This is a genomic window from Halomarinibacterium sedimenti, from assembly GCF_019312585.1.
GTDB lineage: Bacteria > Bacteroidota > Bacteroidia > Flavobacteriales > Flavobacteriaceae > Halomarinibacterium > Halomarinibacterium sedimenti.
In genome coordinates, this window is record NZ_JAHWDP010000001.1 from 371,525 (window position 1) to 397,376 (window position 25,852).

Annotated in this window: 21 protein-coding genes; 12 read left to right on the plus strand and 9 right to left on the minus strand. The window is 35.9% G+C overall.

Translation table 11 applies throughout. From position 1 onward, the window contains the following. The first annotated feature begins 49 nt into the window (after window positions 1–49). From KXJ69_RS01845 to rodA, 5 genes are read left to right on the plus strand one after another with little or no spacing between them, the layout of a single operon-like run. Entirely contained in the window at window positions 50–1,078 is a 1,029-nt protein-coding gene (locus KXJ69_RS01845) for a rod shape-determining protein (protein WP_219050710.1), read from the plus strand. A gap of 13 nt (window positions 1,079–1,091) precedes the next feature. Beyond that, window positions 1,092–1,922, plus strand: a complete 831-nt coding sequence (gene mreC / locus KXJ69_RS01850) for a rod shape-determining protein MreC (RefSeq protein WP_219050712.1) — start codon at window positions 1,092–1,094, stop codon at window positions 1,920–1,922. Then, window positions 1,909–2,418 carry a rod shape-determining protein MreD gene (locus KXJ69_RS01855; protein ID WP_219050713.1) on the plus strand — a complete coding sequence of 170 codons (510 nt, stop codon included), beginning with the start codon at window positions 1,909–1,911 and terminating at the stop codon, window positions 2,416–2,418. The genes mreC and KXJ69_RS01855 overlap by 14 nt, the downstream gene beginning before the upstream one ends. Further along, the gene (gene mrdA, locus KXJ69_RS01860; protein ID WP_219050714.1) at window positions 2,415–4,280 is read left to right on the plus strand and encodes a penicillin-binding protein 2; all 1,866 of its coding nucleotides are present in this window, start codon (window positions 2,415–2,417) and stop codon (window positions 4,278–4,280) included. The genes KXJ69_RS01855 and mrdA overlap by 4 nt, the downstream gene beginning before the upstream one ends. Beyond that, window positions 4,280–5,539, plus strand: a complete 1,260-nt coding sequence (gene rodA, locus KXJ69_RS01865; protein ID WP_219050715.1) for a rod shape-determining protein RodA — start codon at window positions 4,280–4,282, stop codon at window positions 5,537–5,539. The genes mrdA and rodA overlap by 1 nt, the downstream gene beginning before the upstream one ends. Before the next feature lie 149 nt (window positions 5,540–5,688). Here rodA and KXJ69_RS01870 read toward each other — a convergent pair whose 3' ends face one another. The 3 genes from KXJ69_RS01870 to KXJ69_RS01880 are packed head-to-tail and all read right to left on the minus strand — an operon-like array spanning window position 5,689 to window position 9,784. Continuing rightward, a complete protein-coding gene (locus KXJ69_RS01870) occupies window positions 5,689–6,504 on the minus strand; it encodes a DNA/RNA non-specific endonuclease (protein WP_219050716.1) in 816 nt (271 codons plus the stop codon). A 3-nt stretch (window positions 6,505–6,507) separates the two neighbouring features. Next, window positions 6,508–7,611 carry an ABC transporter permease gene (locus KXJ69_RS01875; protein ID WP_219050717.1) on the minus strand — a complete coding sequence of 368 codons (1,104 nt, stop codon included), beginning with the start codon at window positions 7,609–7,611 and terminating at the stop codon, window positions 6,508–6,510. A gap of 4 nt (window positions 7,612–7,615) precedes the next feature. After that, on the minus strand, window positions 7,616–9,784 hold the full coding sequence (locus KXJ69_RS01880; RefSeq protein WP_219051784.1) for a carboxy terminal-processing peptidase: 2,169 nt from the start codon (window positions 9,782–9,784) through the stop codon (window positions 7,616–7,618). Window positions 9,785–9,948: 164 nt separating this feature from the next. Between KXJ69_RS01880 and surE the strand changes: the two genes are divergently transcribed. The 5 genes from surE to KXJ69_RS01905 all read left to right on the plus strand — a co-directional run bounded on the left by surE (window position 9,949) and on the right by KXJ69_RS01905 (window position 14,742). Beyond that, a complete protein-coding gene (gene surE / locus KXJ69_RS01885; protein ID WP_219051786.1) occupies window positions 9,949–10,725 on the plus strand; it encodes a 5'/3'-nucleotidase SurE in 777 nt (258 codons plus the stop codon). 1 nt (window position 10,726) lies between these two features. After that, on the plus strand, window positions 10,727–11,014 hold the full coding sequence (locus KXJ69_RS01890; protein WP_219050718.1) for a hypothetical protein: 288 nt from the start codon (window positions 10,727–10,729) through the stop codon (window positions 11,012–11,014). Then, window positions 11,015–12,127, plus strand: a complete 1,113-nt coding sequence (lpxB, locus tag KXJ69_RS01895) for a lipid-A-disaccharide synthase (RefSeq protein ID WP_219050719.1) — start codon at window positions 11,015–11,017, stop codon at window positions 12,125–12,127. It abuts the gene before it with no gap. Window positions 12,128–12,168: 41 nt separating this feature from the next. Next, window positions 12,169–12,666 (plus strand): C40 family peptidase, encoded by a 498-nt coding sequence (locus tag KXJ69_RS01900; protein ID WP_219050720.1) that lies wholly within the window; start codon window positions 12,169–12,171, stop codon window positions 12,664–12,666. An 81-nt stretch (window positions 12,667–12,747) separates the two neighbouring features. Further along, window positions 12,748–14,742, plus strand: a complete 1,995-nt coding sequence (locus KXJ69_RS01905) for a ComEC/Rec2 family competence protein (protein ID WP_219050722.1) — start codon at window positions 12,748–12,750, stop codon at window positions 14,740–14,742. Here the strand turns inward: KXJ69_RS01905 and KXJ69_RS01910 are convergent. The 5 genes from KXJ69_RS01910 to KXJ69_RS01930 form a co-directional block, all read right to left on the minus strand. After that, entirely contained in the window at window positions 14,735–15,274 is a 540-nt protein-coding gene (locus KXJ69_RS01910) for a thioredoxin family protein (RefSeq protein WP_219050724.1), read from the minus strand. The genes KXJ69_RS01905 and KXJ69_RS01910 overlap by 8 nt on opposite strands. A 14-nt stretch (window positions 15,275–15,288) precedes the next feature. Further along, window positions 15,289–15,831, minus strand: a complete 543-nt coding sequence (locus tag KXJ69_RS01915; RefSeq protein WP_219050725.1) for a thioredoxin family protein — start codon at window positions 15,829–15,831, stop codon at window positions 15,289–15,291. Window positions 15,832–15,912: 81 nt separating this feature from the next. Continuing rightward, window positions 15,913–17,664 (minus strand): peptide MFS transporter, encoded by a 1,752-nt coding sequence (locus KXJ69_RS01920; RefSeq protein ID WP_219050727.1) that lies wholly within the window; start codon window positions 17,662–17,664, stop codon window positions 15,913–15,915. Between the two features lie 25 nt (window positions 17,665–17,689). Then, window positions 17,690–19,078: a peptide MFS transporter gene (locus KXJ69_RS01925; protein ID WP_219050729.1), complete on the minus strand. Its 1,389-nt coding sequence runs from the start codon at window positions 19,076–19,078 to the stop codon at window positions 17,690–17,692. A 23-nt stretch (window positions 19,079–19,101) separates the two neighbouring features. Further along, on the minus strand, window positions 19,102–21,312 hold the full coding sequence (locus tag KXJ69_RS01930; protein ID WP_255571151.1) for a S9 family peptidase: 2,211 nt from the start codon (window positions 21,310–21,312) through the stop codon (window positions 19,102–19,104). A gap of 145 nt (window positions 21,313–21,457) precedes the next feature. Here KXJ69_RS01930 and KXJ69_RS01935 point away from each other — a divergent pair, with 145 nt between their 5' ends. Beyond that, window positions 21,458–22,771, plus strand: coding sequence for a hydroxymethylglutaryl-CoA reductase, degradative (locus tag KXJ69_RS01935; protein WP_219050731.1), 1,314 nt, complete (start codon window positions 21,458–21,460; stop codon window positions 22,769–22,771). 1 nt (window position 22,772) lies between these two features. Continuing rightward, window positions 22,773–23,666 (plus strand): GYDIA family GHMP kinase, encoded by an 894-nt coding sequence (locus KXJ69_RS01940; RefSeq protein WP_219050733.1) that lies wholly within the window; start codon window positions 22,773–22,775, stop codon window positions 23,664–23,666. A 46-nt stretch (window positions 23,667–23,712) separates the two neighbouring features. Here KXJ69_RS01940 and KXJ69_RS01945 read toward each other — a convergent pair whose 3' ends face one another. Next, window positions 23,713–25,782 (minus strand): peptidylprolyl isomerase, encoded by a 2,070-nt coding sequence (locus KXJ69_RS01945; protein WP_219050735.1) that lies wholly within the window; start codon window positions 25,780–25,782, stop codon window positions 23,713–23,715. Between the last annotated feature and the right edge of the window lie 70 nt (window positions 25,783–25,852).

Here is a 25,852-nt window from a genome sequence, read left to right on the forward strand (position 1 = left end):
TTGTAAGAATACCAAGCCATTAAAATAATTATAGATACTTTAAACCATTATGGGATTTTTTGATTTTCTCACCGAAGAAATAGCTATCGACCTTGGAACGGCGAACACGCTTATCATTCATAACGACAAAGTAGTTGTGGATGCTCCTTCTATTGTTGCTCGTGATCGCATCACAGGAAAGATTATTGCGGTAGGAAGAGAAGCTGCTCGAATGCAAGGAAAAACACACGAAAACATAAAAACCATTAGACCATTAAAAGATGGAGTTATTGCAGATTTTGATGCCAGTGAGAAAATGATTAATATGTTTATTAAAGACATCCCTGCCTTAAAGAAGAGATGGCTTACACCCTCCCTGCGTATGGTTGTTTGCATCCCAAGTGGAATTACCGAGGTTGAAATGCGTGCCGTAAAGGAAAGTTGCGAACGTGTTAATGGAAAAGAAGTATATCTTATTCACGAACCCATGGCAGCAGCCATAGGTATTGGAGTAGATATTATGCAACCAAAAGGAAATATGGTCATAGACATTGGAGGAGGTACTACCGAAATTGCTGTCATTGCTCTGGGTGGAATTGTTTGTGATAAATCGGTAAAGATTGCTGGAGACGTTTTTACAAATGATATAGTGTATTATATGCGGACACAACATAATTTGTATGTAGGTGAACGCACTGCAGAAAAAATTAAAATACAAATTGGTGCCGCAACTGAAGATTTAGAATTGCCACCAGAGGAAATGGACGTGCAAGGACGTGATTTACTTACAGGAAAGCCAAAACAAGTACAAACTTCCTATCGTGAAATTGCAAAGGCCTTAGACAAATCCATTTTACGAATTGAAGATGCTGTTATGGAGACCTTGTCACAAACCCCACCAGAATTAGCCGCCGATATCTACAATACAGGAATTTATCTTGCTGGTGGAGGATCGATGCTTCGTGGACTTGATAAGCGACTTTCTCAAAAAACAGATCTTCCAGTTTATATTGCCGAAGACCCATTACGCGCGGTAGTTCGTGGAACAGGAATTTGTTTAAAAAACCTTTCAAAATACAAGAGTGTATTGATTAAATAAGAAATAACGTAGAATGCAACAGATTATCTATTTCTTTATTCGGAATAAAAATTTCCTGTTGTTTTTTGTTCTTTTTTTAATTTCTGTTTTTCTCACTATCAACTCACATTCGTATCACAAAAACCAATATGTAAATTCTGCCAATTTTATTTCGGGTGGAGTTTTTTCGGTTAAAAGTTCCATTACAGATTATTTCGATTTAAAAGATCAAAATCAAAAACTCACCGAGGAGAACAGATTACTTCGTTTACATCTTCAAAATATTGAAGAAACAATACCTGCCTTAGATTCCATTCAACCTGTTAACGATAGTGTTTTTTCAATAGTTGGGGCGAAAGTGATTAATAATAGTTATTCAAAAACTAAAAACCAATTAACCATCAATAAAGGTTCTGCGGACGATGTGGTAATTGATATGGGGGTTATTTCTTCGGAAGGTGTCGTGGGAATTGTAAGTCATACGTCTAAGAATTTTGCTTCGGTGCAATCTATTTTAAATTCGAATAGTCAAGTTGCTGCCAAGTTTAAAAAATCGAATCATTTTGGTACTATGATATGGGATGGCAAAAACCCTAATGTTGTTCAGTTAAAGGAAATACCAAGAGTTGCGAATGTGGCTTTAGGCGACACTATTGTAACCGATGGTAGGTCCACTATTTTCCCTGAAGGTGTCATGATTGGTACGGTTAAAGATTTTGTCATTGAAGATGTGGGAGATTATTATAATATTAGTATCGATCTATTTACAGACATGACAAGTTTGAAACACGTTTATCTTATCGCTCGAAAGGATGCAAAAGAAATAAAGGAACTGGAAAAAGAAGCGACCCATGTGGAACAATGAAATTTTAATTAATACGGCGCGTTTTCTTGTATTGATTCTACTTCAAGTAGTTCTTTTGGACCACATAAACTTTTTAGGGTATGTAAATCCGTATTTGTATATCTACTTCATTCTATTGTACCCATTAACAGGAAACAAAAGCTTACTGATTCTTTTAAGTTTTTTACTGGGTTTAAGTGTAGACATGTTTAATAACTCTGGAGGTATCCATGCGGGAGCCTCTGTTTTTATTGCTTGGATACGTCCTTTGGTTTTAAAATATTCCTTTGGGGTAAGTTATGAATACAATACAGTAAAGATTAATACGGCAAGTTTTTCTCAACAACTCGTTTTTATAGTGAGTATGGTTTTTATACATCACCTAATACTTTTCTCTCTTGAGATTTTTAACACAAGCCAAATACTTTTCATCTTAAAATCCACGTTATTTTCTGGGATATTCACTACTATTATTATTTTTTGTACCCTTTATTTATTTGGTAAGAGAAGTTTATGAGAAAACTATTACTGCTTTCTATAGTTTTAATAACAGGGGTTGTATTTGCAGCACGACTTTTCTATCTTCAAATTTACGATACCAGCTACCAAAAGCTTTCTGAAAATAACGCTGTAAAAGTAGTTTACAACTATCCTCAGAGAGGGTATATTTTTGACAGAAAAGGGAATCTATTGGTGTCTAACCAACCTTCCTACGATGTCATGGTTATTCCCAAAGATGTGAAACCCCTTGACACTCTAGAATTTTGTAAACTTCTTAAAATTGAGAAAGAAGACTTCAAAAGAATTCTGGAAAAAGCTTGGGTATATTCACCCAGAATAGCTCAGGTATTTATTCCGCAACTTACCAAAAGCGAATATGCTGCCTTGTCGGAAAAAATGTATAAATATCGGGGGTTTTATATTCAAAAACGATCGTTGCGTAATTATCACGTGAGACATTCTTCCAATGTGTTGGGATACATTTCTGAAGTTAATGAACGTATTATTAAGCAAAATCCTTATTACCAAATGGGAGAACTCATTGGGATGGGTGGTGTTGAAAAACAATATGAAGAAGTATTACGAGGTACAAAAGGGGTAAAATATATTCAAAAAGATCGATTTAATAGGGATATTGGCCCCTATAAAGAAGGAATTTTTGATACCCTACCTACACGTGGTAACGACATTATGCTTACGATTGATGCAGATCTCCAGCAGTATGGAGAAGAATTAATGATAAACAAAAGAGGAGGTATTGTAGCTTTAGAGCCAAAAACTGGTGAAATTTTGGCCTTGGTGGCAGCACCCAATTACGACCCTGCGCTTTTGGTAGGAAGAGATCGTTCAAAAAACTTCACCAAGTTATACTATGACACTATCGCCAAACCCCTTTTTGATAGGGTATTACAGGGCGAATACCCACCAGGATCCCCTTTTAAAACTCTTACTGCCTTAATAGGTCTACAAGAGGGTGTAATTGATTTGGATGAACGCGTCTACTGTCATGGTGGTTATCGCTATGGAAATAGAACCCTAGGGTGTCACCATCACAGTACACCACTAAGTTTAATTCCTGGAATAGCCAATTCTTGCAATGCCTATTTTGCTACGGTTTATAGAAGAACCATAGATAAATATCCCACACCTCAAGAAGGAATTGACCATTGGAGAGAGCATTTGGTAAGTTTTGGACTCGGGAATTATTTAGGGTATGATCTCCCCGCTGGAAATAAAGGTCTAATTCCAGATAGTGATTATTATAATAGAGCATATCAATATCCAAAATACAAATGGTATACTCCTGCCACCATTTCAAATTCCATAGGGCAAGGAGAGGTTTCATTAACCCCAATGCAAATGGTCAACTTTACGGCTGCCATTGCCAATAGAGGGTATTATTACAAACCTCACATTATTAAAAACATCGTTGGAGCCGATAGTATTCCTGAAAAATACACTGTTAAAAATTACACCACTATTGACCCAGAATACTTTGAACCAGTAATTCAAGGAATGTTTGATGTATATAATTATGGAACAGCCTCCCATCTTAAAATTCCAGGTATCGAAATTTGCGGAAAAACAGGAACAGCAGAAAATTATATTCGGGTAAACGGAAAACGAATGCAATTAACAGACCATTCGGTATTTGTGGCTTTTGCCCCCAAAGATGATCCAAAAATAGCAATTGCTGTGTTTGTTGAAAATGGTTATTGGGGCTCGCGCTGGGCGGGTAAAATTGCAAGTTTACTAATTGAAAAATACCTTAAGGGAGAAATTACCAGGAAGGACCTTGAAAACTTTGTTCTTAGTGGCAGTTTAATGGATGAATATAGTAAACCCTATAGTGGTGAACCTTTTAAAATCAATCAGTGATGGGAGATTATAAAAGAAATGTGCAGTTAGATTGGTTAACGATTTTTTCATACTTAGCGTTAGTTTTTATAGGTTGGATTAATATTTATTCTGCTTCCCTTAGTGAATCATCTCAAGGGTTTTTTGATTTTAATCAGATATATTTTAAACAGCTAGTATTTATAGTAACAAGTTTAGGGCTTATCATTTTTATTTTGGCATTAGATTCAAAGTTTTATGAACGCTTTTCTAGTATTATATACTTAGTGTCATTAGCTTCGTTGTTAGGGCTATTTATTTTCGGAAAAAATGTAAATGGCGCTACATCTTGGTATTCATTTGGCTCCATTGGGCTTCAACCAAGTGAGTTTGCTAAAGCCGCCACGGCTTTGGCATTAGGAAAATATGTGAGTGATATTCAAACTAATATGAAGGAATTGAAACATCAGCTTCGCACCTTTCTTATTATAGCATTACCTGCATTATTTATTATTCCGCAACCTGATCCCGGAAGCGCTTTGGTATATGCTGCTTTTGTTTTTCCATTATACCGTGAAGGGCTTAACTACATTTTTGTGCTTATTGGTTTTATTGCCGCGTTATTATTTGTAGGAACCTTACTCATTGGCATTCAATGGATGATATTAATAATCTTCATCGTTTTAACCATAATTCTTTTAAAGAAGAAAAAAAGAAATCGAATTAAGTGGTCTCAATATGCCATTATTGCTGCAGCCTGTATAGGATTTACATTTTCGGTGAGTTATGTTTTCAACACCGTTTTTGAACAACGCCATAGAGATCGTTTTAATATTGTTTTAGGAAAGGAAGTTGACGAAAAGGGCATTGGATACAATACCAACCAGAGTGAAATTGCGATTGGCAGTGGTAGTTGGACAGGAAAGGGATGGCTTCAAGGAACGCAAACAAAAGGAAACTTTGTACCAGAACAACACACCGATTATATTTTTAGTACCATTGGTGAAGAATGGGGCTTTCTTGGTTCCATTACGGTAGTAGGTCTATTTGTATTTTTAATTATTCGTCTTTTAATTTTGGCTGAAAGACAAAAAAGCACCTTCGGAAGAGTTTACGGATATGGCGTCGCTTCCATCCTATTTTTTCACTTTTTTGTGAATGTGGGAATGGTAACTGGATTGTTTCCAACTATCGGAATTCCATTGCCTTTTATTAGCTATGGAGGTTCCAGCCTTTGGGGGTTTACTATTTTACTGTTTATTTTTGTGAAGTTAGATGCGTCTAATTACATCAACCGATAAAGGGAGGAAAATCGAAAATTGTTAATCACTCCTGGGGTGGCGAACAACTTATTTTTTGTAGTTTCTTTGAATACAAAAAATAATTGTGAAGGCGTAATTAAACTGCGTTGTTTTTTTGTGAAGCTCGACGCATCCAATTATATCAATCGCTAGCGTTTTCCCCAGCCTTTTAAGTCTGTACTTGCTTCCAATTTCTCCTCAATTGAATCTGGTAAAGAAGAGAAGAAATCGATACCCGTTTTTGCTTCAATGTCATCAACGGGAACAACAAATTCATAAAATGATTCATTTGTAGCTTTATTCGGAATTAAGAAAGCCAACACTTTGAAGTTTCCATCTGAGGCATCTAAGATAATTTTATAAAATTCTTCTGGAACTGAAACATTCTCATCCCCAATGGTTGGTAAAGCCTCTTTTAAAACACCGCCCGTTACTACATAAACTCCATCATACTTTTTTGCCCAATAGCGCACCTTTTGTTCTAAAAAGTTCCAAACTCCAGAATTAAATTCTCTATCCTGCGGACTTATATTACTTGTTAAAAAGGTTTCGTGATAGGCTTCGTAAGAGAATCGTCTATCTCCTGCTGGACAAAGGTGTCCCCTATCAAATCCGGAATTCTTATAATTTCGATAATCAGCGGAACCCGTTTTCACTTCTCTATCTTCCACAAAATATGGCCTTTCAAATTCATTATTTGAAAGATGAGATTGTGAAAGCTCGTAGGCTACCCATTCTGCCTGTTCGTGAACTTCGGAATAAGACAACGTAAAAAAACCATGAGTGACAATAGCACCCGTGGTAGAAGTAGGCAAAAGGTTTTCAGAAAATTCTTGAGAAGATTCAACCAAAACTTTTGACGTATCTGGGTACGCTTCTGTTTGCTTGTTTACATATTTTTCAGCAAAATAAAGAATAGCAACTACTAGAATGGTTAAAATTGGATATAGGTATCTTCTATTCATAGATTAATTCTTCACATCTAGCACATCTCGTAAGGCATTTCCCATGAGCATAAAGGCTGTAACTAAACTCATTATGGCAATCCCAGGAATAATGGCTAAATAAGGCTTCCCTAAAATAATATAGGAGTAGTGATCTTTAATAATTCCACCCCAACTTGGCATTGGAGGTTGTGCACCGATACCTAAGAAACTCAATCCGCTTTCAATTAAAATAGCACCAGCAAAATTGGCTGCTGAAATGATAATTACAGGAGCTAAACTGTTTGGTAAAATATGGTTTGTAATAATACGCCAATGACTAAATCCTAAGGACTTGGCAGCCGTTACATATTGCATTTGTTTCACACCCATTACCTGCCCCCTAACGACACGAGCCACCTCAACCCACATGGTAAGTCCAACGGCTATGAATACTTGCCAAAATCCTTTCCCCAACGCTAGCGTAATGGCAATAACCAATAGTAAGGTTGGAATAGACCATGTAACATTAATGAGCCACATGATGGCCGCATCTACTCTTCCTCCAAAATAACCCGCTGTGGCTCCTAAAGTTATCCCTATAATTAGAGAAATAAACACCGCCACAAAACCAATAGCTAGCGATATTCTTATTCCAATAAGCATTCTACTTAACAAATCACGGCCATATTTATCGGTGCCTAAAATGAATTTTTTTTCTGAAATATATTTTGAAGGAATTTCTTCAGCTTTAGTTACATTATTGAATGATGATAAGGGATATGCCTTATTTAAACCCGCTGTTCCATCTGAAGTATATTCGGTGATTTCTATACCATTTTCCAGTATTTTATAATCTGAAATTGGAATTTCGGTATCTGTCGTCTTTTTTCCGAAGAAAAAAATGGATAACCCACTTTGACTGACTTCATTGGAAGGCAATGTTAGCATCTTCACTTTAAAACCCGGTGGTTTTGAATGAATGGAAAGGTGCATTTGATTTGCATTTTGAGAATTGTCTGGAGCTAAAGCATATGCAAAAATGGCAATCAAAACACAAATCATTAAAAATGAAAAACTAAAAACGCCCCAAAAGTTTTTCTTAAACTTTTGGAGCGCTATATTTCCCAATGATTTGGAAGGGACCATAGGTTTAGTTTTTAATCTTGGCCACTTTTCCGTTTCTAATGTTATTAAGTTTTAAATCTTCAAGAACATTTACGGCTTCTTCAACATAAATATCTTTTGCTAAGCTTTTATGCCATCTTTTTCTTTTTTCCTGAAGTGTAGTATCTTGTTTCATCAAGGCTATTTCACCTGGAAGTGAACGATAATTTAATTTATTATCATATTCCCCAATGGCATCAAACCTCTTGGTTTCCTCTTTACGTTTTTCAATATCCGCGGCATATTTTTCAAAATTAAGTGTCACGAAATTTTCATCTCTAGATCTCTTAATATACTTCGCATTTTCGTCGATTAACCGAAGCTGCTCACTTTTTGCCATGCGTTCTTTACTTCTATTAATAGTTCCTTCATAATCGATGTAGCCATCCCAAACTTTATAGTTAGCGGGGCTTATTTTGTCGTAAGGCAGCGGATTGTCATAATCTCTTTCTCCTATTTCAATATAGCTATACCGGTCTGGCATCACCACATCACTTTTTACACCTTCAAGTTGTGTAGAACCTCCATTCACTCGATAAAACTTTTGAGTGGTCAATTTTAATGCACCCATATCTCCCATATCATTCTGGCGCAACCATTGGTTAAGATCAATCATATTTTGCACCGTACCCTTTCCATAGGATTGTACACTCCCAATAATAATCCCCCTTTTATAATCTTGCATTGCTGCAGCTAGGATTTCAGAAGCTGACGCAGATAATTCATTCACTAATATTACTAATGGGCCGTCCCAAACTATTTCTTCATTTTCATCTTCCAGCACTTCCTTCTTTTTTCCACCAGAAGCTACTTGCACCACAGGACCATCCTTTATAAACAATCCCGCAATATCTACAGCTGTACGTAAAGATCCTCCTCCATTATCGCGAAGATCCAAAACCAAACCTTCCATGCCTTCGGCTTTTAGGTTTTCAATTTCCTTTTTTACATCAGTAGCAGAATTACGTTCGCCATAATCTTTCATATCGAAATAAAATGCTGGAAGATTTATAAGTCCAAACTTTTTATCTTCCTTTTCAATTAGCGTAGATTTTGCATAGGTTTCTTCAAGTTCTACCACATCTCTAGTAATGGTTTCCTCTTCTATGGTTCCATCTACTCGTTTTACAGTTAAGGTCACCTTAGTTCCTTTGGGACCTTTAATGAGTTTTACCGCATCATCCACTCGCATTCCCACAATACTTACGGGTTCCTTTTCATCTTCTTGCTTCACTTTTAAAATAGCATCTCCTACCTCCATATGCTCACCCCGCCAAACAGGACCTCCACTGATTACCTCAACAATTGTGATATAATCATTTTTCTTCTGAAGTCTCGCGCCAATACCTTCTAACTTACCACTCATTCGCAAATCGAAACGATCACGATCTGGGGGTGCAAAATAATTGGTATGAGGGTCGAATTCTTCAACTACAGTGTTTAAGAATACTGCAAAATAATCTTTGCGCTCAAGGTCATTTGTGAAATCATAATAATCATCTAAAGCAGTCATAGAGGTTTGACGCGCTTTAGCTTCCATTTCTTCAAGAGTTAGTTTTGCGTTATCACTTTCTATGTAGGCTTCACCTTTTTCTTCAGCTTCCTTTTTCTTTTTAGGAGCGTTATTTTTCTCCTCAACTAAGTCATAATAATTAGAAATCGTTGAAAATTTAAGTTGTTGTCTCCAACGCTCTTTTAATTCTTCTTTTGAAGTGGCATAAGGAAGCTTATCGTAATCCACATTAATTCTTTCATCAACGGTGTAATCGAAAGGCTCGCTTAAAATCTCCTTGTAATACCCTTTAGATTCTTCAGCACGCTGCATATATCTATCATATACCACACTAAAAAAAGTGAGTTCTTTACTTCGAATTTGATCATCAATTTCAGTTTCGTAAACGCTAAATTCTTCCAAGTCTGAAGCTAAAAAATAGCGCTTTAATGGGTCCATAGCCTCGATAAAGTCTTTGTAGACTCCAGCAGAAAAGACATTGTCCATTTCTTTTGGATCATAATGCCCTTTTTCTAGCACATAAGTAATTAAATCTACTAGTAATTTGTCCTTCTCAGGATCGTTAAATTCTTTTGAAGTAAAACTGCATGAGGCCACAGCCACAAATACAGCAAGTAATAAAATTTTGAAATTCTTTTGCATAAAACTCATAGCATCCTTTTTAAGACTTCTAAATTAGATAAAAAACCGTGCCAAGAAAGCATAATGATACTAATTTTTTGTTAAACCATTCTTCTAAAAAATTTAAAAATCAAAATTTAGAATTCAGGATTAATAACTGTATTTTTATGTCTTCAATAAATGCTATGGAAAAAGACAAACCCCTTATCCTTGTTACCAACGATGATGGCATCACAGCTCCAGGTATTCGTACCCTTATTGAGGTAATGAACGAAATAGGCACTGTTTGTGTTGTTGCCCCAGATTCTCCACAAAGCGGTATGGGTCATGCCATTACGGTAAACGACACCTTATATTGTGATAAAGTAATTATTGATAAAAACGCTCCACAGACCGAATATAGTTGTAGCGGGACACCCGCAGATTGTGTAAAACTTGCCACTAATGAGATTTTAAAACGCAAGCCTGATTTATGTGTTAGTGGGATTAATCACGGGAGTAATTCTTCCATTAATGTGATTTATAGCGGAACAATGAGCGCGGCTGTGGAAGCAGGAACTTCGGGCATACCAGCGATAGGTTTTTCATTATTAGATTACTCTTTGAATGCGAATTTTGAACCTATTAAAGCGTTTGTAAAAAAGATTACCTTAGAATGTTTACAAAACGGATTACCCAAAGGGGTGGTGCTTAATGTAAATTTCCCAAAGCTTTCAGAAAAGGAAATTAAAGGCATAAAAGTTTGTAGACAGGCAAACGCACATTGGATTGAAAATTTCGACAAACGCAAAAGCCCCCTTGGAAGAGAATACTACTGGCTCACCGGCGAGTTTGTAAATGAAGACAAAGGAGAAGACACTGATGAATGGGCACTAAAAAATGGCTATGTTTCAGTAGTGCCTGTCCAATTCGACTTAACGGCACATCACGTGATAAAAGATATTAACTCTTGGGATATTTAATATGAAGAAAGAAATATTTATTGGGTTTTTAGTTGGGATTATTAGCAATACTTTGGGAGTTATTGTATGTACTTTTATTGTTGCACAACTTAAAAACCAGGAGTTTGTTCACACATTTAATCTATATCTAAATTCTCAAAATCTGTGGATGCTTCTTACCCTTGGTGCATTACCCAATTTGGCCGCATTTTTTGGATTTTTGAAAATTAATAGAGAATATCGAGCTCGTGGTGTTTTATTAGCAACGTTTGTCACGGCTATAACTGCTTATTTAATTTATTTTCTTTAAATGAAATATTACCTTCTTGCTGGCGAGGCATCTGGGGACTTACATGGTTCCCATCTTATAAAAGCGATTAAAAAAGAAGACCCTAAGGCGGAATTTCGATTCTGGGGGGGTGACCTTATGTCCGCCGAAGGAGGAGATTTAGTAGTTCATTATAAAGATAGGGCGATTATGGGCTTTGCCGAAGTGATTAAAAATCTTCCTAAAATCAAAAAGCTTTTTACCCTTTGCAAAAAAGATATTTCAGATTATAAACCCGATGCTCTTATATTTATTGATAATTCTGGCTTTAACCTTCGCATCGCAAAATGGGCAAAACCGAAAGGTTTTAACACACATTACTATATAAGTCCACAAGTTTGGGCATCTCGTGCCGGTCGGGTAAAAACTATAAAAAAGACCATCGACCATATGTATGTGGTGTTGCCGTTTGTAAAGGATTTTTATAAAAAATACGATTATCCTGTTCATTTTGTAGGGCACCCATTACTCGATGCTTTTTCTGATAGAAAACAAGCTCTTCCAAAAGTTTTTAGAGAGGAAAATAATCTTGATGAAAGACCCATTATAGCTTTGCTTCCTGGGAGTAGAAAGCAAGAAATTTCTAAAATGTTGAAAGTGATGCTTTCTGTAGTGGATGAGTTTCAAGAATATCAATTTGTAATTGCAGGAGCGCCTAGTCAGGAAAAAGAATTTTACCTTCAGTTTATTGAAAAGGACAATGTGCATTTATTACTTAATAAAACTTACGATTTATTGAGTTTGTCTCATGCCGCATTGGTTACGTCGGGGACGGCTACTTTGGAAACAGCCTTGTATAAAGTTCCGCAAGTGGTATGCTATAAAGGAGGCCGAATATCGTATGAAATTGCGAAACGTATTATCAAGTTAAAATACATTTCGCTAGTAAATCTTATACTCGATAAACCTGCTGTTACAGAGCTTATTCAAAATGATTTTACTTCAAAAAATTTAAAAAAAGAACTTACCAAAATTCTAGATGAATATTATCGTGCCGTGTTATTTTTGGATTATTACATCTTGGAAGTTGCTCTTGGAGGGAAAGGAGCGAGTGAAAAAACGGCAAAATTGATAGTTTCTACACTCACTAAATAATTTTTTTTCATAATTTTAGCCATACCAAATCTATTGAAATTATGAAAAACCTCACCCTACTCGTTTTCATAGCTATTCTAGTATCCTCGTGTGGCTCTTCACGAAAACCAACAAACACTACTATTATTGGTGATACTTCAGTTTCTGTTACTGCAAAAAAAGCAACTAAAATTGTAGATTTTGCAAAAAAGTTTGAAGGCACCCGATACAAATTTGGTGGTACCGATAAAAGAGGTATGGATTGCTCTGGCCTAGTGTATATTTCATTTAAAGAAGAAAATATTGCCCTTCCTAGAGTTTCAAGGGATATGGCAACAAAAGGTATCCCTATTGATTTAAATGAAACTTCAGAAGGCGACCTCCTTTTTTTTCAAACAAATAAAAACAGACGCGTCATTAATCACGTAGGATTGGTAATAGAGTCTAAAAAAGGAGAAATTTTATTTATTCATTCTACCTCTTCTAGAGGGGTCATTGTATCTTCTTTAGAGGAGGACTATTGGAAAGATGCTTTTGTTGAAGTTAGACGAATTATTTAATTTTTTTTATCTTTAGGTTACTTCCCAGCTACTCATTTAGGCGAATAAGTTTCGCTAAAAGTGAAGTTCATCCATTTTACGATGATACAATTAGCCTTTGCCTTAACTACAGGTATTGTGCTTGCCTACCTATTCCCAATTTCCTTTTCAATAGTTCCTTTTTTGGGGTTAGGCTTAGGATTGCTATTGGGTATTTGGTGGTTTCTCCGAAATAAATTAAGGCCATTTCCTTTTTTCGAAATTTTTAGCTTCATACTTTTTATGACAATTGGTTACGCCAATTATCAACTACGGCATCCTCAATTTGAAAAGAATCATTATTCAAAATTTTATTCTGAAAAACAGTTTAAAACTGTACAGATTAAAATTAAAGAAGTTTTAAAACCTTCTGCTTTTCAGGATAAGTATATTGCTGAAGTATTTCAGTTAAATGCTCAAAAAACAAAAGGGAAAATTCTTGTGAATTTTCAAAAGGACAGTCTCCTAAGTCCTTTTAAAGTAGATGAACAATTGGTGCTTTATTCAGAAATAAAAACAATTCGAAAGGCAGTAAACCCACATCAGTTCGACTACAAAAATTATATGCAAAGTTTGGGCGTATATTACCAAATTGAAGGATCAAAAAATCAAATTCTTAATATTGATAAAGGTTCGCCAACCTTCAAAGGAGTTGCAGAAGAATATAGGAGTTATCTCATTTCAAAACTTAAAGAAACTCCTATAGAATCCAATGAAAGAAGCATTATTGAAGCGCTCATTTTAGGGCAACGTAGAAATATTGACCCTGAAACTTACAAAGAGTATGCTGCCGCAGGGGCTATCCATATTTTAGCAGTCTCAGGACTTCATGTGGGTATCATTTTTGTTATTCTATCATGGGTTTTGAAGCCCATTAGTTTCTTGAAATATGGGAGCATCATTAAATCCGCATTAATTGTTTTACTACTTTGGGGATTTGCTTTTCTTGCAGGGCTCTCGCCATCGGTAATAAGGGCCGTGACTATGTTCTCCTTTTTTGCATTAGCGTCAATGTCGAACAGGCCAAGCAATTCATTTAATATTCTATTTCTGTCTTTTTTGTCACTTTTATTATTCAATCCCAATTGGTTGTTTCACGTTGGATTTCAATTAAGTTATTTGGCAGTATTCTTTATAATTTGGGTTCAACCAACATTGAACAAACTATATCGCCCCAGATTTAAATTCGACAAATTATTCTGGGATATAATTACGGTGACTCTTGCCGCTCAATTAGGAATTGCACCTTTAAGCATTTATTATTTTCATCAATTTCCTGGGTTATTTTTTATTAGCAATCTGGTTATTTTACCTTTTTTAACCTTACTTCTTGGCTACGGAATTATGGTGGTTTTATTGGCTGGAATAAATCTTCTTCCAGATTTTGTTGCTTTAGGGTATAATTACCTTATAAAATTCTTAAATACGTTTATACACTGGGTAGCTAAAAAAGAAATGTTTCTATTTCAAGATATTTCTATGTCATTTCTCAAGATGATAGGTTTCTACATTTTAATTATCAGCCTTATTATTTGGTGGAGGCAAAATCAAAGAAAGTTAGTATTCTTAGTATTAGGAAGTCTTATTTTGATATTAGGAGTTACTTTTTATGAAAAAAGCAGATCAAAAGAAGAACTAGTAATTTTTCATAAATCTAGAAAAACTTGGATGGCCATAACTACCAAAGACTCACTAAAATTATTTCAGAAAGATACTTTTTCTATTGAGGATGAATATCCCATTAAAGCTTTTCGGGTTGCCAAAAATAAGGAAGTGGTATTTGCACAAAGAATTCCATCTGTATTTAGTTTTAAAGAAAAGATTTTTATTATCACAGATAGTTTAGGGGTTTACCCTTCAGTAAAGGGTGGTATTATCCTACTCTCTGAAAGTCCAAAAGTAAATTTAGAACGGTTAATTGATAGTCTCCAGCCCGAGCTGATTATTGCAGATGGCAATAACTACACATCATATGTTAATCGGTGGAAAAAAACGTGTGAGATAAAAAACACTCCCTTTCATTCAACACGTGAAAAAGGAGCATTTATATTTAATTAAACGTTCCTTTAAATTTCTTTTGATAGGCTTCCCAAGCTGCTGCCGTAGTGAGTGTTTTATAGTCGTCGTTGGCAATCATCTTTAAATAAATCTCAAGTTCCTTAGGAGTTTTATATCCAGGTACTGCTTGGATGAGTTTTCCGTTTTCTTCGAAAAAGACCAAGCTTGGGTAGCCCGGAATTCGGAGTGCATCTGCAAAAAAGTGAGTGGCATTTCTCCCTTTTCGTTCTGGCTGATAATTAGGATTGGTATAAGTAAAGTCTTCAAAAGTAATTTCCTCATTACCTTCGGCATTAAACTTTACCGCATAGTAATTTTTATTAATGAAAGCAATTACATCTTTATGACTCAAAGTGTTTTTGTCCAAAAGTTTACAGGGGCCACACCAAGTGGTATAAACATCCATAAATATTTTTTTAGGGGTTTCTTTTTGAGCTTCGAGTGCTTCATTCATAGTCAACCACTTAATTTTATCCTGAGAATAACCTAGAGTTGAAGACAGGATTAACACTAGTAAAAGTAGATTTTTCATGATTTGGGTTGTTATTACCCTTTAAATTGAGGAGTAAAATTATCTAAGTATTCTTGATATGCTTCTTGCGTAGTAATACTTTTCCAAAGATCTGTTCCAAAAAGCTTTAAATAAATTTCTAATTGAGGTGGGGTACGGTATCCTTTTACCCTATTAATCAAATTTCCACTCTCGTCAATAAATAAAACCGTTGGATAGGCATTAACACCCATAAATCTAGAAAATTGGTGTGCACTATTTCGCTTTTTTGCTTTCGCTGGATCGTATGTTGGGTTTTGATACACTTTGCCTTTATAGTTGACTACTTCGTTCCCTTCTGCATTAAACTTTACTGCGTAAAAGTTTTTATTAATAAACGCTATAACATCTGAATTACTAAAGGTGTTTCGGTCTAGTAACTTACAAGGTCCACACCATACAGTATACATATCAATGAATATTTTCTTTGGATTCTTTGCTTGAGCTTCTAGTGCTTCATTCATTGTCATCCACTTTATTTCTTGAGCTGAAACAACACTTATCGATAGTAATATAAAAAGAATTGTAATTTTTTTCATTTATAAATATTTGAAACAGGATTTCAATATAACAAAAAACGTTCCACAATGGGAACGTTTTTTTGTTAATTCTATTGTAAACTAGCGCACTCCGTGCATTAGTTTCTTGATTATAGGATATAATAAAGCCGATAAAATTCCTAAAATAACAGCAATAGCGGTGAGCAACCAGAAAAAGTAGCTAAGCCCTTGTTCTCGTGCAATACCCTCTGAAGCTTCTCCAAAAACACCAGCTAATTTCATACCTATTGCAACGGCCAAATACCAAATACCGAACATCATAGCTATCATTCTTCCAGGTACTAATTTACTTACATAGGAAAGTGCCACAGGAGATACACAAAGTTCCCCCATGGTATGAAAGAAATAAACCAAAATTAGCCAAATCATACTAACAGAGGCTGTTTTAGCTCCTACAGGAATATCCGAGGCTCCAATGGCTACACAGGCCATTCCCACGCCAAGCAATATCATTCCTATTGCATATTTCATATTTGCATTTGGGTTGTACTTGCTTTCCCACCATTTTGAAAATAATGGAGCAAAAGTGATAATGAAAAGAGAGTTTAATACTCCAAACCAAGATGCTGGAACCTCTGCAATATCTTTCATATATTCTGTATAAAGCATCCAAAGAGCAATTCCCCAAATAATCACAAAACTGGTTCCTAGAATTACATTAGAGAGAGCATATTTTGCAAAAGTTTTCTTGAATAACAACCAAAGCACCCAAGTAATAATTCCAAGGGGGATTAATGTCATTAAAGAATTGACAATTTTAAAAATTAAGGCAGAGTCACCTTCCAAAACTCTTTGGGTATAATCACGTGCAAAAATTGTTAAAGATCCTGGAGCTTGTTCAAAAATTGCCCAAAAGAAAATTGTTACAAACGCAAAGAAAATAACAGCTAACATTCGATCTCTGGTGATCTTGGCATACTTAGGAATTCTAATAATGAGTAATAGAATAAACAATGCTAAAGCCAATAAAATTGCGAAGTTACTCCCAGTGAGAGGTCCTATATTAAAGTTAAATAGATTATATGTTCCTTCAGAAATTTTTGAAACAGGATCATTTAAAATCCAAGCTAAACCCAGCACGGCAGCTATGATTATTATAAACACCTGGATTTTGGTAAATGGGTTTAATTTGCCTCCTGAAGCTTCAGAAATTTCGCTTAAATCCTCTATCTTCTTTTCGGGCTTTAATCCAATCTTTCCAAAAATATTTTGAGCTAACCAAAATTGAAGTAACCCAAATAACATAAAAATTCCCGCAACACCAAAGCCCCAACTCCAACCTACTTTTTCTCCTAAATAGCCACAGAGTAAAATACCAAGAAAGGCTCCAGCATTTACTCCCATATAGAAAATGGTATACGCCCCATCTTTCTTCTCTTCTTTGCCTTCATACATTTCAGAAATAATAGATGTCATGTTAGGCTTAAAGAAACCGCTTCCAAAAACAAGAAGTGTTAAACCAGTATATATAAAAAATTGTGTCTCTAATGCCATACAAGCATGACCCATGGTCATTAACAAAGCCCCAATGACCACAGCCCATCGATACCCAATTTTTTTATCGGCCATATACCCACCTAATAAGGTAGACAAGTAGACAAGTGACGTATAGGTCCCAAAAATTGCAAAAGCATGTTCTCTTGGCCAACCCCATCCTCCATCGAGTAAAGATGCCGTAAAAAACATAACCAGTAACGCGCGCATCCCGTAGTAGGAAAAACGTTCCCACATTTCCGTAAAGAATAACACAAATAGTCCTGCTGGATGTCCTAAAACTTTGTCTTTAAATAGATTTTCGATATCCGTATTCATACTTTTAAAATTTTAGAATCTTTTTTTAGTTTATGTCCTTATCTGCAACTTCGTACCCTTCTGTCTCCAACATTTCTCGTTCGTTATCCTCGGCACCATGCGTTAAATGCTCTAATTTCTTTCGGAACACCATCACTAACAATCCAAAGGCAACACAAAACACTGCTATCCCAGTAAAGATGGTATATTCTCCCAAACTTTCAGAAGCTTCTCCTAACAATCCAGCCAGTTTGTTTCCAAATCCAGTCATTGCAAAATATACACCCATCATTAATGAAGCGTATTTAAGCGGTGCTAATTTTGTAATATAAGATAGTGCTACCGGAGAAATACAAAGTTCTCCTACTGTGTGGAATAAATAAGCTAATACTAACCAATACATCGCAGAAGCACCATTAGTTTCATATTGTCCTGCTGCTGCCGTCATAAAGAAAAATCCTGTTCCCATTATAATGAGTCCTACAATCATTTTGAATAGGGATGTAGATACTTTTCCTTTCAGTTTTCTATGTGCCCAATACGCAGCAACGGTAGTCCCTAAGAATATAATAAACATCGCATTAAGAGACTGGAACCAAGAAGCAGGAACCTCCCAACCCATAAGCATTCTATCTGTTTTTTCGGAAGCATAAATATTCATTAATCCACCTGCTTGTTCAAAAGCTCCCCAAAATACAATCACCAATAAGAATGAAATAAATAATACAATGACTCTATCTTTCTCAATCTTAGTAAGTGGCCGTTTCATAGCAGCTTTTTCTTCTTCATTTTCAGAATTTCCAGAATAGTTTCCCACATGCTTTAAGTGCTTTTGTCCTGCTAAATACTGAATTAAACCTAAGGCCATCCCAATACCGGCTAATCCAAAACCATAATGCCACCCATGTACTTCTCCTACATATCCTACGATTAAACTAGATAAAAAGGCACCTAGGTTAATTCCTATATAGAAAATTGTAAATCCTTTATCCCTTCTAATATCTCCTTGCTTATATAGACCTCCAACCATAGTTGAGATATTGGGTTTTAGCATTCCTACACCAGCGATAATTAATCCAAGACCGGTGTAAAAGGCCCACATTTGCTCAACAGCCAAAATACTATGCCCTGCAACCAGCAAAATCCCACCATACAACACAGATTTTTTCTGCCCTAGAAACTTATCGGCAATCCAACCCCCAGGTATCGAAGCTACATAGACTAACATAGTGTACCAGCCATACAAGGCTAAAGCCTCTCCGTTGGTCCAGCCTAAGCCGCCATTTTCATCAGTGGTTTGTGCTACTAAGTAAAGTACCAAAATGGCTCGCATTCCATAATAGGAAAAACGTTCCCACATTTCTGTGAAAAATAAAACATAGAGCCCCACTGGGTGCCCAAATAACTCCTTTTGTTTTTGAATTGTCGCTGACATATGAATTGGTTATTAGTTGTTTATTAATTTTTAATCTCCATAAGCTGTTCTTCGGGAGACCCCAAAGACTCTTTTACGAAGTTGGTCATTTTTTTATATAAATGTAATCTTGTGTTACCGCCATAAATCCCGTGATTATCATCTGGATATACCAACCAATCAAAATCTTTATTGGCCTGAATTAAAGCTTCCGTAAGTCGCATGGTATTCTGAAAATGAACATTATCATCGGCACTACCGTGTACCAATAAAAAATCCCCTTTTAAATTTTCTACATAGGTAATTGGGGAATTGGTATCGTACCCAGAAGGGTTTTCTTGTGGTGTCGTCATATACCTTTCGGTATAAATAGTGTCATAAAAGCGCCAGCTGGTCACAGGTGCTACTGCAATGGCCATGGAAAAGGTATCGGGTGCTTGAAACAGACAGTTGGAAGACATAAATCCTCCATAACTCCAACCCCAAATTCCAATTCTGTCTTCATCTATATACGGTAACTCCCCAAGTTTTTTTGCAGCAGCCACTTGATCTTCCACTTCGTATTTTCCTAATTCCTTTTGAGTCATTTTTTTGAAATCGCGCCCCTTGAAGCCTGTTCCTCGTCCGTCGATACATACTATAATGATATCATCCTGCGCTAGCATTTGGTGCCAATAGTCATTAGCTCCATTCCATCGGTTTGCCACTTGCTGTGAACCTGGCCCAGAATATTGATACATAAACAAAGGGTACTCTTTGTTAGGGTCAAAATTCTTTGGTTTAATGGTGTACATATTTAAATCTTCTCCATTAATATGGATAGTAGAAAACTCTTTTTTAGACATTTTATAGTCCTTCAGAGATTCTTTTAGCTCATTATTATTTTTTATCTCACGAAGTGGTTTTCCGGTTAAACCATCATGCAACGTAAAGGTATGCGGTGTTTCGGTATTGGAAAACGTATTTATAAAATACGTAAAGTCTGTACTAAAAGAAGCACTATTACTTCCTGTATTTTGGGTTAACCGAACTTTGTTTTTTCCTGTTTTGGTAATGGAATACACATCTCTGTTAATATTTCCGTTTTCGGTACTTTGATAAAATATTCTCCCTGTTTTAGAATCGAATCCATAATAACTTGTAACATCCCAATCACCGTCAGTTACTTGTTTGAGTAATTTTCCAGTTCTATCATAATGGTAAATATGATTCCAACCACTTTTTTCACTGGTCCAAATAAAACTGTTATCATTTAAAAACGTTAGGTCATCGGTTACATCCACATAGGCGGCATCTTTTTCCTGATGGATTAATTGAGTGGAATTATCTGTAGCGTTTACAAAAACTAAATCCAACACATTTTGATGGCGATTGGTTAATTGCACACTTAAAAAATTTGCATCCTCTGTCCACTTAATCCGTGGAATATAATAACTATTGTATTTTGAAACGTCCACTTTGAAAGTTTTTCCAGTGGCTACATCGTACATATGAAGCGATACTTCTGCATTTTTCTCTCCTGCTTTTGGATATTTAAAAGTGTTTTCGGTTGGATATAATTCTTCCCCATAGATATCCATTGAAAATTCTGGAACGTCGGTTTCATCGAAACGGATAAATGCAATTTTATCACTGTTTTTGTTCCAATCAAAGGCTCTTACAAAAGCAAATTCTTCCTCGTACACCCAATCGGTTATCCCATTAATAATTTCGTTCTTTTTTCCGTCACTGGTAATTTGAATCGTGATTCCTGAAGCCAAATCCTTTACATACAAATTGTTATTGTATCCATAGGCAATTTTGGAACCATCGGGACTAAAAGTAGGTTCCTGCACTTGGTTTTCAGAAAGTAACGTGGCTTTTTTTGTTTTTGAGTCATAGACGTAATAGGTTCCTAAAGAGGAATGACGATATACTTGCTTTAAATTGGTTGCCAATAGTACTTTAGATTCATCCTCGCTAAATTCATACGAAATAAAGTAATCTACCTCAGGTAGATTTGTGCTAGTCACTATGGTTTTTACTTTTTCACCCGTTTTATAATCGTACACATCTATAGAAGAAGCATTGGTAGTACGATTGTAATCTAAAACTGAATATTGCTTTCCGTTATTCATAGAATGCAACACATCCATAAATTGGGTTCTAAATGCACCTCCCCAAATATCTTCTAAGGTTATCTCTTTTTGTTGTGCTTTTGAAGAAGTAAGTGTTAACAGAAACGTAAGCACGGAGATAGAAAGAATTTTTTTCAAAATAGTATGTTTTGTAATGTCAAGTTTACTAAAAATAAAGCGAAATATAAGAGTTTTTATCCTAATTACGGCAATATTGAAAGTTCAATTACTAACACCAAAATGGTTTAATGCCTTATATTTGTCTTAGTTTATAAAAAATCTCATGTCCAAAACGGTATCTGGCTTTTCCAAAAAAACAAAAGAAGAAAAAATAGATTGGCTTGTCGCCCAATATTTAGATGGAAATTCAACATTAAAAAACACCTTAAAAAAGTACTGGAATGTAGATGCCTCGTTGCAAAACCTACACGATGATTTTATAGAAAACACACTTACCAATTATTATTTACCCTTTGGTATTGCTCCTAATTTTAAAATTAATGGAAGCATTTATGCCATCCCCATGGTCATAGAAGAAAGCTCTGTAGTAGCGGCAGCTAGTAACGCCGCCAAGTTTTGGAAAGATCGTGGCGGATTTAAAGCTGAAGTACTTTCCACACAAAAAAACGGACAGGTCCATTTTAATTTCTACGGAAAGGAAGAAGCTATCCAATCGTATTTTAAATTTATTAAACCTACTCTTATTGAAGACATTGCTACGCTTCAGAAAAATATGCAGAAACGAGGCGGAGGTCTTGTGGACATTAAACTTAAAGATAGCACTCAAAAACTGAAAGGCTACTATCAAATCCATTGCACTTTTGAAACGTTGGATGCCATGGGCGCCAATTTCATTAATAGTTGTTTAGAGCAATTTGCTAAAACCTTTGAAGCCCAAGCACAGCACTTTGAAGCTTTTAAGAAAAGTAACGAATTTCCCGAAGTAGTGATGAGCATTCTCTCAAACTATGTTCCTGATTGTTTGGTAAAAGCCGAAGTAAGTTGTAAAGTAAATGAATTAGCAAACAACGGGATGGATGGAACAACCTTCGCCGAAAATTTTGTGCGTTCCATCGAGATTGCTAAGGTAGAACCGCATAGAGCGGTAACTCACAACAAAGGTATTATGAACGGTATTGACGCCGTAATTTTGGCTACTGGGAATGATTTTAGAGCTGTGGAAGCCGGTGTACACGCCTATGCATCACGAGATGGCCATTACACAAGCTTAACCCACGCCAAAGTAGAAAGTGACACGTTTACATTTTGGATAGAGATTCCACTGGCATTGGGAACTGTGGGTGGACTTACAACCCTACACCCACTGGTAAAGGTTGCTTTAGAGATATTACAAAAGCCATCGGCAAAAGAATTGATGCAACTAGTGGCGGTAGCAGGATTGGCTCAAAACTTTGCAGCGGTGCGTTCGCTAGTGACTACGGGAATCCAAAAAGGGCACATGAAAATGCACTTAATGAATATCCTTAACCAATTGGAAGCGACAGAAACCGAAAAAAAACAAGCAGTTACCCATTTTAAAAAGCACACAATTTCACACAGCGATGTAGTGAATTATATTTCAACCCTTAGAAATTAATTTGAAAACCTTTTACAGCAACGGAAAATTATTGCTCACAGGAGAATATGTGGTTTTGGACGGCGCCAAAGCACTTGCTATTCCTACAAAGAAAGGGCAATCCTTAAAGGTTGATACGTCAGAAAAAAATGGAATTCACTGGAAAAGTCTAGATGAAAAGGGAACTGTTTGGTTTGAAGCCACTTTTAGTTTAGATACATCCATTTCTGAAAAAGAAGACAAGGTGTTGTTTCAGCTAATTCAAATTTTAAAAGAAGCACAGAAACTAAATCCTTCTTTTTTAGCTGAAGAAAATTACAAGGTTACTACAATACTAGATTTTCCTAGAAATTGGGGTTTGGGCACCTCATCGACACTGATCAATAATATTGCGCAATGGGCAGAAGTGGACGCTTTTAAACTACTTCAAAATAGTTTTGGAGGCAGTGGTTACGATATTGCAGCCGCACAAAATAGCATACCCATTATATATCAGTTGAAAAATGGCAACCCCAAAGTTGAACCAGTTAAATTGAATTGGGACTTTACCGAAAGTCTATTCTTTGTACATCTCAACCAAAAACAAGATAGTAAAGAGGGTATTGCGCACTACAAAAAAGAAAAGGTGTCTGCTACTGTCATTTCTGAAATAAGTTTTATTACAGAAAAATTAATTTCCTGTAAGACCTTAAAAGAGTTTGAAGCCTTACTAAACCAACATGAAGAATTAATTTCTCTATCTATTGGGCTACCTACTGTAAAAGAACAACTATTCTCAGATTATCCAAAAGCCATCAAAAGCCTAGGCGCTTGGGGGGGTGATTTTGTATTGGCTGCAGGAAATCAAAGGGACCGAAGCTATTTTAGAAAAAAAGGATTTACTACTATTGTATTATACCGAGATATGATACAATAAAAAACCCGCTCATTAAGCGGGTTTTTTTATTCTTTTAAAATATCATTTAGTAAAAATCGGCGCGTTTATCTTCGATTTCCGCTGCTTTTCTAAGTGCACTAAATACTTTAGTGTTTACTGTTGAAGCATTTATAGAAGCCTTTAATTGGTTTACATAAGAGGCATAGTTATCTAGAGCGGGTGCCTCACTTTTAGAAAGGACACGTACTACAAAAACTCCTGTTTCACCATCAATAATTGGAGTGGTTTCTCCAGCTGCTTTTCCAAAAGCCATTCCAACCACGTAAGGTTCTGTTCCTGCGTCTGCAATGGTTGGTGTTGAACGTGTTAATGCACTTGCGGTTTTAACAGCCACGTTTTGGCTTGTAGCCATTTCTTGAAGCGTACTACCTGTAATACTTTCACGAATTTTTTGTGCTTTTTTCTGCTTTCTTAAAATAGGAGTCACGGTAACAGAAGCTTCGGCAACACTCATTAAGGCTTTTTTGTCGCTTTTACGGGTTAATTGCACTACTACATAAGCATCATTAATGTTAAAACGCTTCACGTCTCCAACGCTACTTCCTTCTTCAAAGGCCCAATTAACGATAGTACGGTTATTACCAATTCCAGGAATGTTAGAATCTAACTTCCCTATTTTATTTACTGGTTTTGGAGTTAATCCTTTTTCCTCGGCAGTTTTGGTAAAATCTGCATTACGAACCGCTTCTTCAAATTTAGCCGATTCACTAAATACTTGTGTTAAGGTAGCTTCAGAAGGTTCAATCTCTTTAACCACAGTGGCTACCTTATAAGCATCTTTTTTGTTTTTTTGACCCTCAACTTCAATTAAGTGATATCCAAACTGTGTTTCAACAACGCCCATATCCCCTACATTCTTTTCAAAACAGAAATCACGGAACGGCCCCACCATAGTATTGTAAGCAAACCAATCGTAATGTCCTCCTTTTTCAATACTTCCTTGGTCTGAAGAATATTTCTTTACAAAATCTCCAAATTTAGACTTGTTCTTTTTTAGCTCCACTAAAAGGCTATCGGCAAGTGCCTTTGCTTGTTCTGGTGTACGTGTAATACTATCGGTTCTACTTAAGCCTACAGGAATTAAAATATGTCTTGCCTCAACTGAATCTGGTAATTGAATGGTTTTAATTACTTTAGATAAGTTGAGTGTTTTATCTACACTAAAAGGACCATATACGGTTCCTATAGGAATATTTAACAGGGTGTCTTTTAAAGAAGGAGGTAAATCCTTTTTGAAGAACCATCTATCTACAAAAGCACTTTCAGATTCATTGTTAACAAATTGAATGGGGTCTTCTGCAGCTGCAAAATCTTCTTTTAATTTAGCCATTTCTCCTTTAGCAGCTTCGATATCTTCCATAGAAGGTTCTTCGCTAAAAGAAATGTACTGAATGTCCACCATAGGCTCAACTTCATATTTCGATGGATTCTTACGCACATAAGCTTCAATTTCGGCATCGGTTACAGGAACATCCTCGTCGGCAATTTTAGTATAGGGTACTTGAACATATTCGATATTGATTTTATCATTTTCGAAATGATATTGTTGCTCCCCTTCAGCAATGGTAACCGCAAGTCCGCTGGTCACTAAATTAGCATAATTAGATTGCAAAATGTTTTCTCGTACTCCAATGATGTAGGCATCCCACTGGCCTCTTGCCGTGGCATCATTTTGAATACTAGCTACGTACTCTATAACTCTTGCCTCGCTATAAATTCCATTTTCATCTTGAAAAGTAGGATTACCAGATAAACTTAATGCAAGGGTCTCGTTTAATTGCTCTTCACTTACACCCAAACCTAATTCTTCGGCTTGTTGATTGTATAAAATTCTTCTTAGCTCGGTTTCCCAAACAGTATTCATTGCCTGATATGGATTTGCATTTGGACCCAAGGATCTCTGGCGCTCCTCTACTTTCCCCATAAAGTCTTCTCTGGAGATTTCGGTTCCATTTACAGAAGCTACCACATTTTGAGTAGAAGCACTGCTTCCCCCCTTGTTTATGATATCACTTAAAATGAATGCAAATAATGCTAATGCTATAATAAGAATAAGGAAAAATCCTCTTTTTCGAATACTATTTAATATTGCCATTTTTCTTGAAAATTAATAGGGGGCGAAAATACCATTTTCAAACGATTTATAAAAAATCTAGGGTAAAAAA

Excerpts from the sequence above, each read along its gene's own strand:
- mreC (WP_219050712.1), top strand. The coding sequence starts at position 1,092 with ATGCAACAGATTATCTATTTCTTTATTCGGAATAAAAATTTCCTGTTG.
- KXJ69_RS01900 (WP_219050720.1), top strand. The coding sequence starts at position 12,169 with ATGAAAAACCTCACCCTACTCGTTTTCATAGCTATTCTAGTATCCTCG.
- KXJ69_RS01910 (WP_219050724.1), bottom strand. The coding sequence starts at position 15,274 with ATGAAAAATCTACTTTTACTAGTGTTAATCCTGTCTTCAACTCTAGGT.
- surE (WP_219051786.1), top strand. The coding sequence starts at position 9,949 with ATGGAAAAAGACAAACCCCTTATCCTTGTTACCAACGATGATGGCATC.
- KXJ69_RS01925 (WP_219050729.1), bottom strand. The coding sequence starts at position 19,078 with ATGTCAGCGACAATTCAAAAACAAAAGGAGTTATTTGGGCACCCAGTG.
- KXJ69_RS01880 (WP_219051784.1), bottom strand. The coding sequence starts at position 9,784 with ATGCAAAAGAATTTCAAAATTTTATTACTTGCTGTATTTGTGGCTGTG.
- KXJ69_RS01890 (WP_219050718.1), top strand. The coding sequence starts at position 10,727 with ATGAAGAAAGAAATATTTATTGGGTTTTTAGTTGGGATTATTAGCAAT.
- KXJ69_RS01845 (WP_219050710.1), top strand. The coding sequence starts at position 50 with ATGGGATTTTTTGATTTTCTCACCGAAGAAATAGCTATCGACCTTGGA.
- KXJ69_RS01945 (WP_219050735.1), bottom strand. The coding sequence starts at position 25,782 with ATGGCAATATTAAATAGTATTCGAAAAAGAGGATTTTTCCTTATTCTT.
- mrdA (WP_219050714.1), top strand. The coding sequence starts at position 2,415 with ATGAGAAAACTATTACTGCTTTCTATAGTTTTAATAACAGGGGTTGTA.
- KXJ69_RS01920 (WP_219050727.1), bottom strand. The coding sequence starts at position 17,664 with ATGAATACGGATATCGAAAATCTATTTAAAGACAAAGTTTTAGGACAT.
- KXJ69_RS01905 (WP_219050722.1), top strand. The coding sequence starts at position 12,748 with ATGATACAATTAGCCTTTGCCTTAACTACAGGTATTGTGCTTGCCTAC.
- lpxB (WP_219050719.1), top strand. The coding sequence starts at position 11,015 with ATGAAATATTACCTTCTTGCTGGCGAGGCATCTGGGGACTTACATGGT.
- KXJ69_RS01870 (WP_219050716.1), bottom strand. The coding sequence starts at position 6,504 with ATGAATAGAAGATACCTATATCCAATTTTAACCATTCTAGTAGTTGCT.
- KXJ69_RS01935 (WP_219050731.1), top strand. The coding sequence starts at position 21,458 with ATGTCCAAAACGGTATCTGGCTTTTCCAAAAAAACAAAAGAAGAAAAA.
- rodA (WP_219050715.1), top strand. The coding sequence starts at position 4,280 with ATGGGAGATTATAAAAGAAATGTGCAGTTAGATTGGTTAACGATTTTT.
- KXJ69_RS01915 (WP_219050725.1), bottom strand. The coding sequence starts at position 15,831 with ATGAAAAAAATTACAATTCTTTTTATATTACTATCGATAAGTGTTGTT.
- KXJ69_RS01875 (WP_219050717.1), bottom strand. The coding sequence starts at position 7,611 with ATGGTCCCTTCCAAATCATTGGGAAATATAGCGCTCCAAAAGTTTAAG.
- KXJ69_RS01855 (WP_219050713.1), top strand. The coding sequence starts at position 1,909 with ATGTGGAACAATGAAATTTTAATTAATACGGCGCGTTTTCTTGTATTG.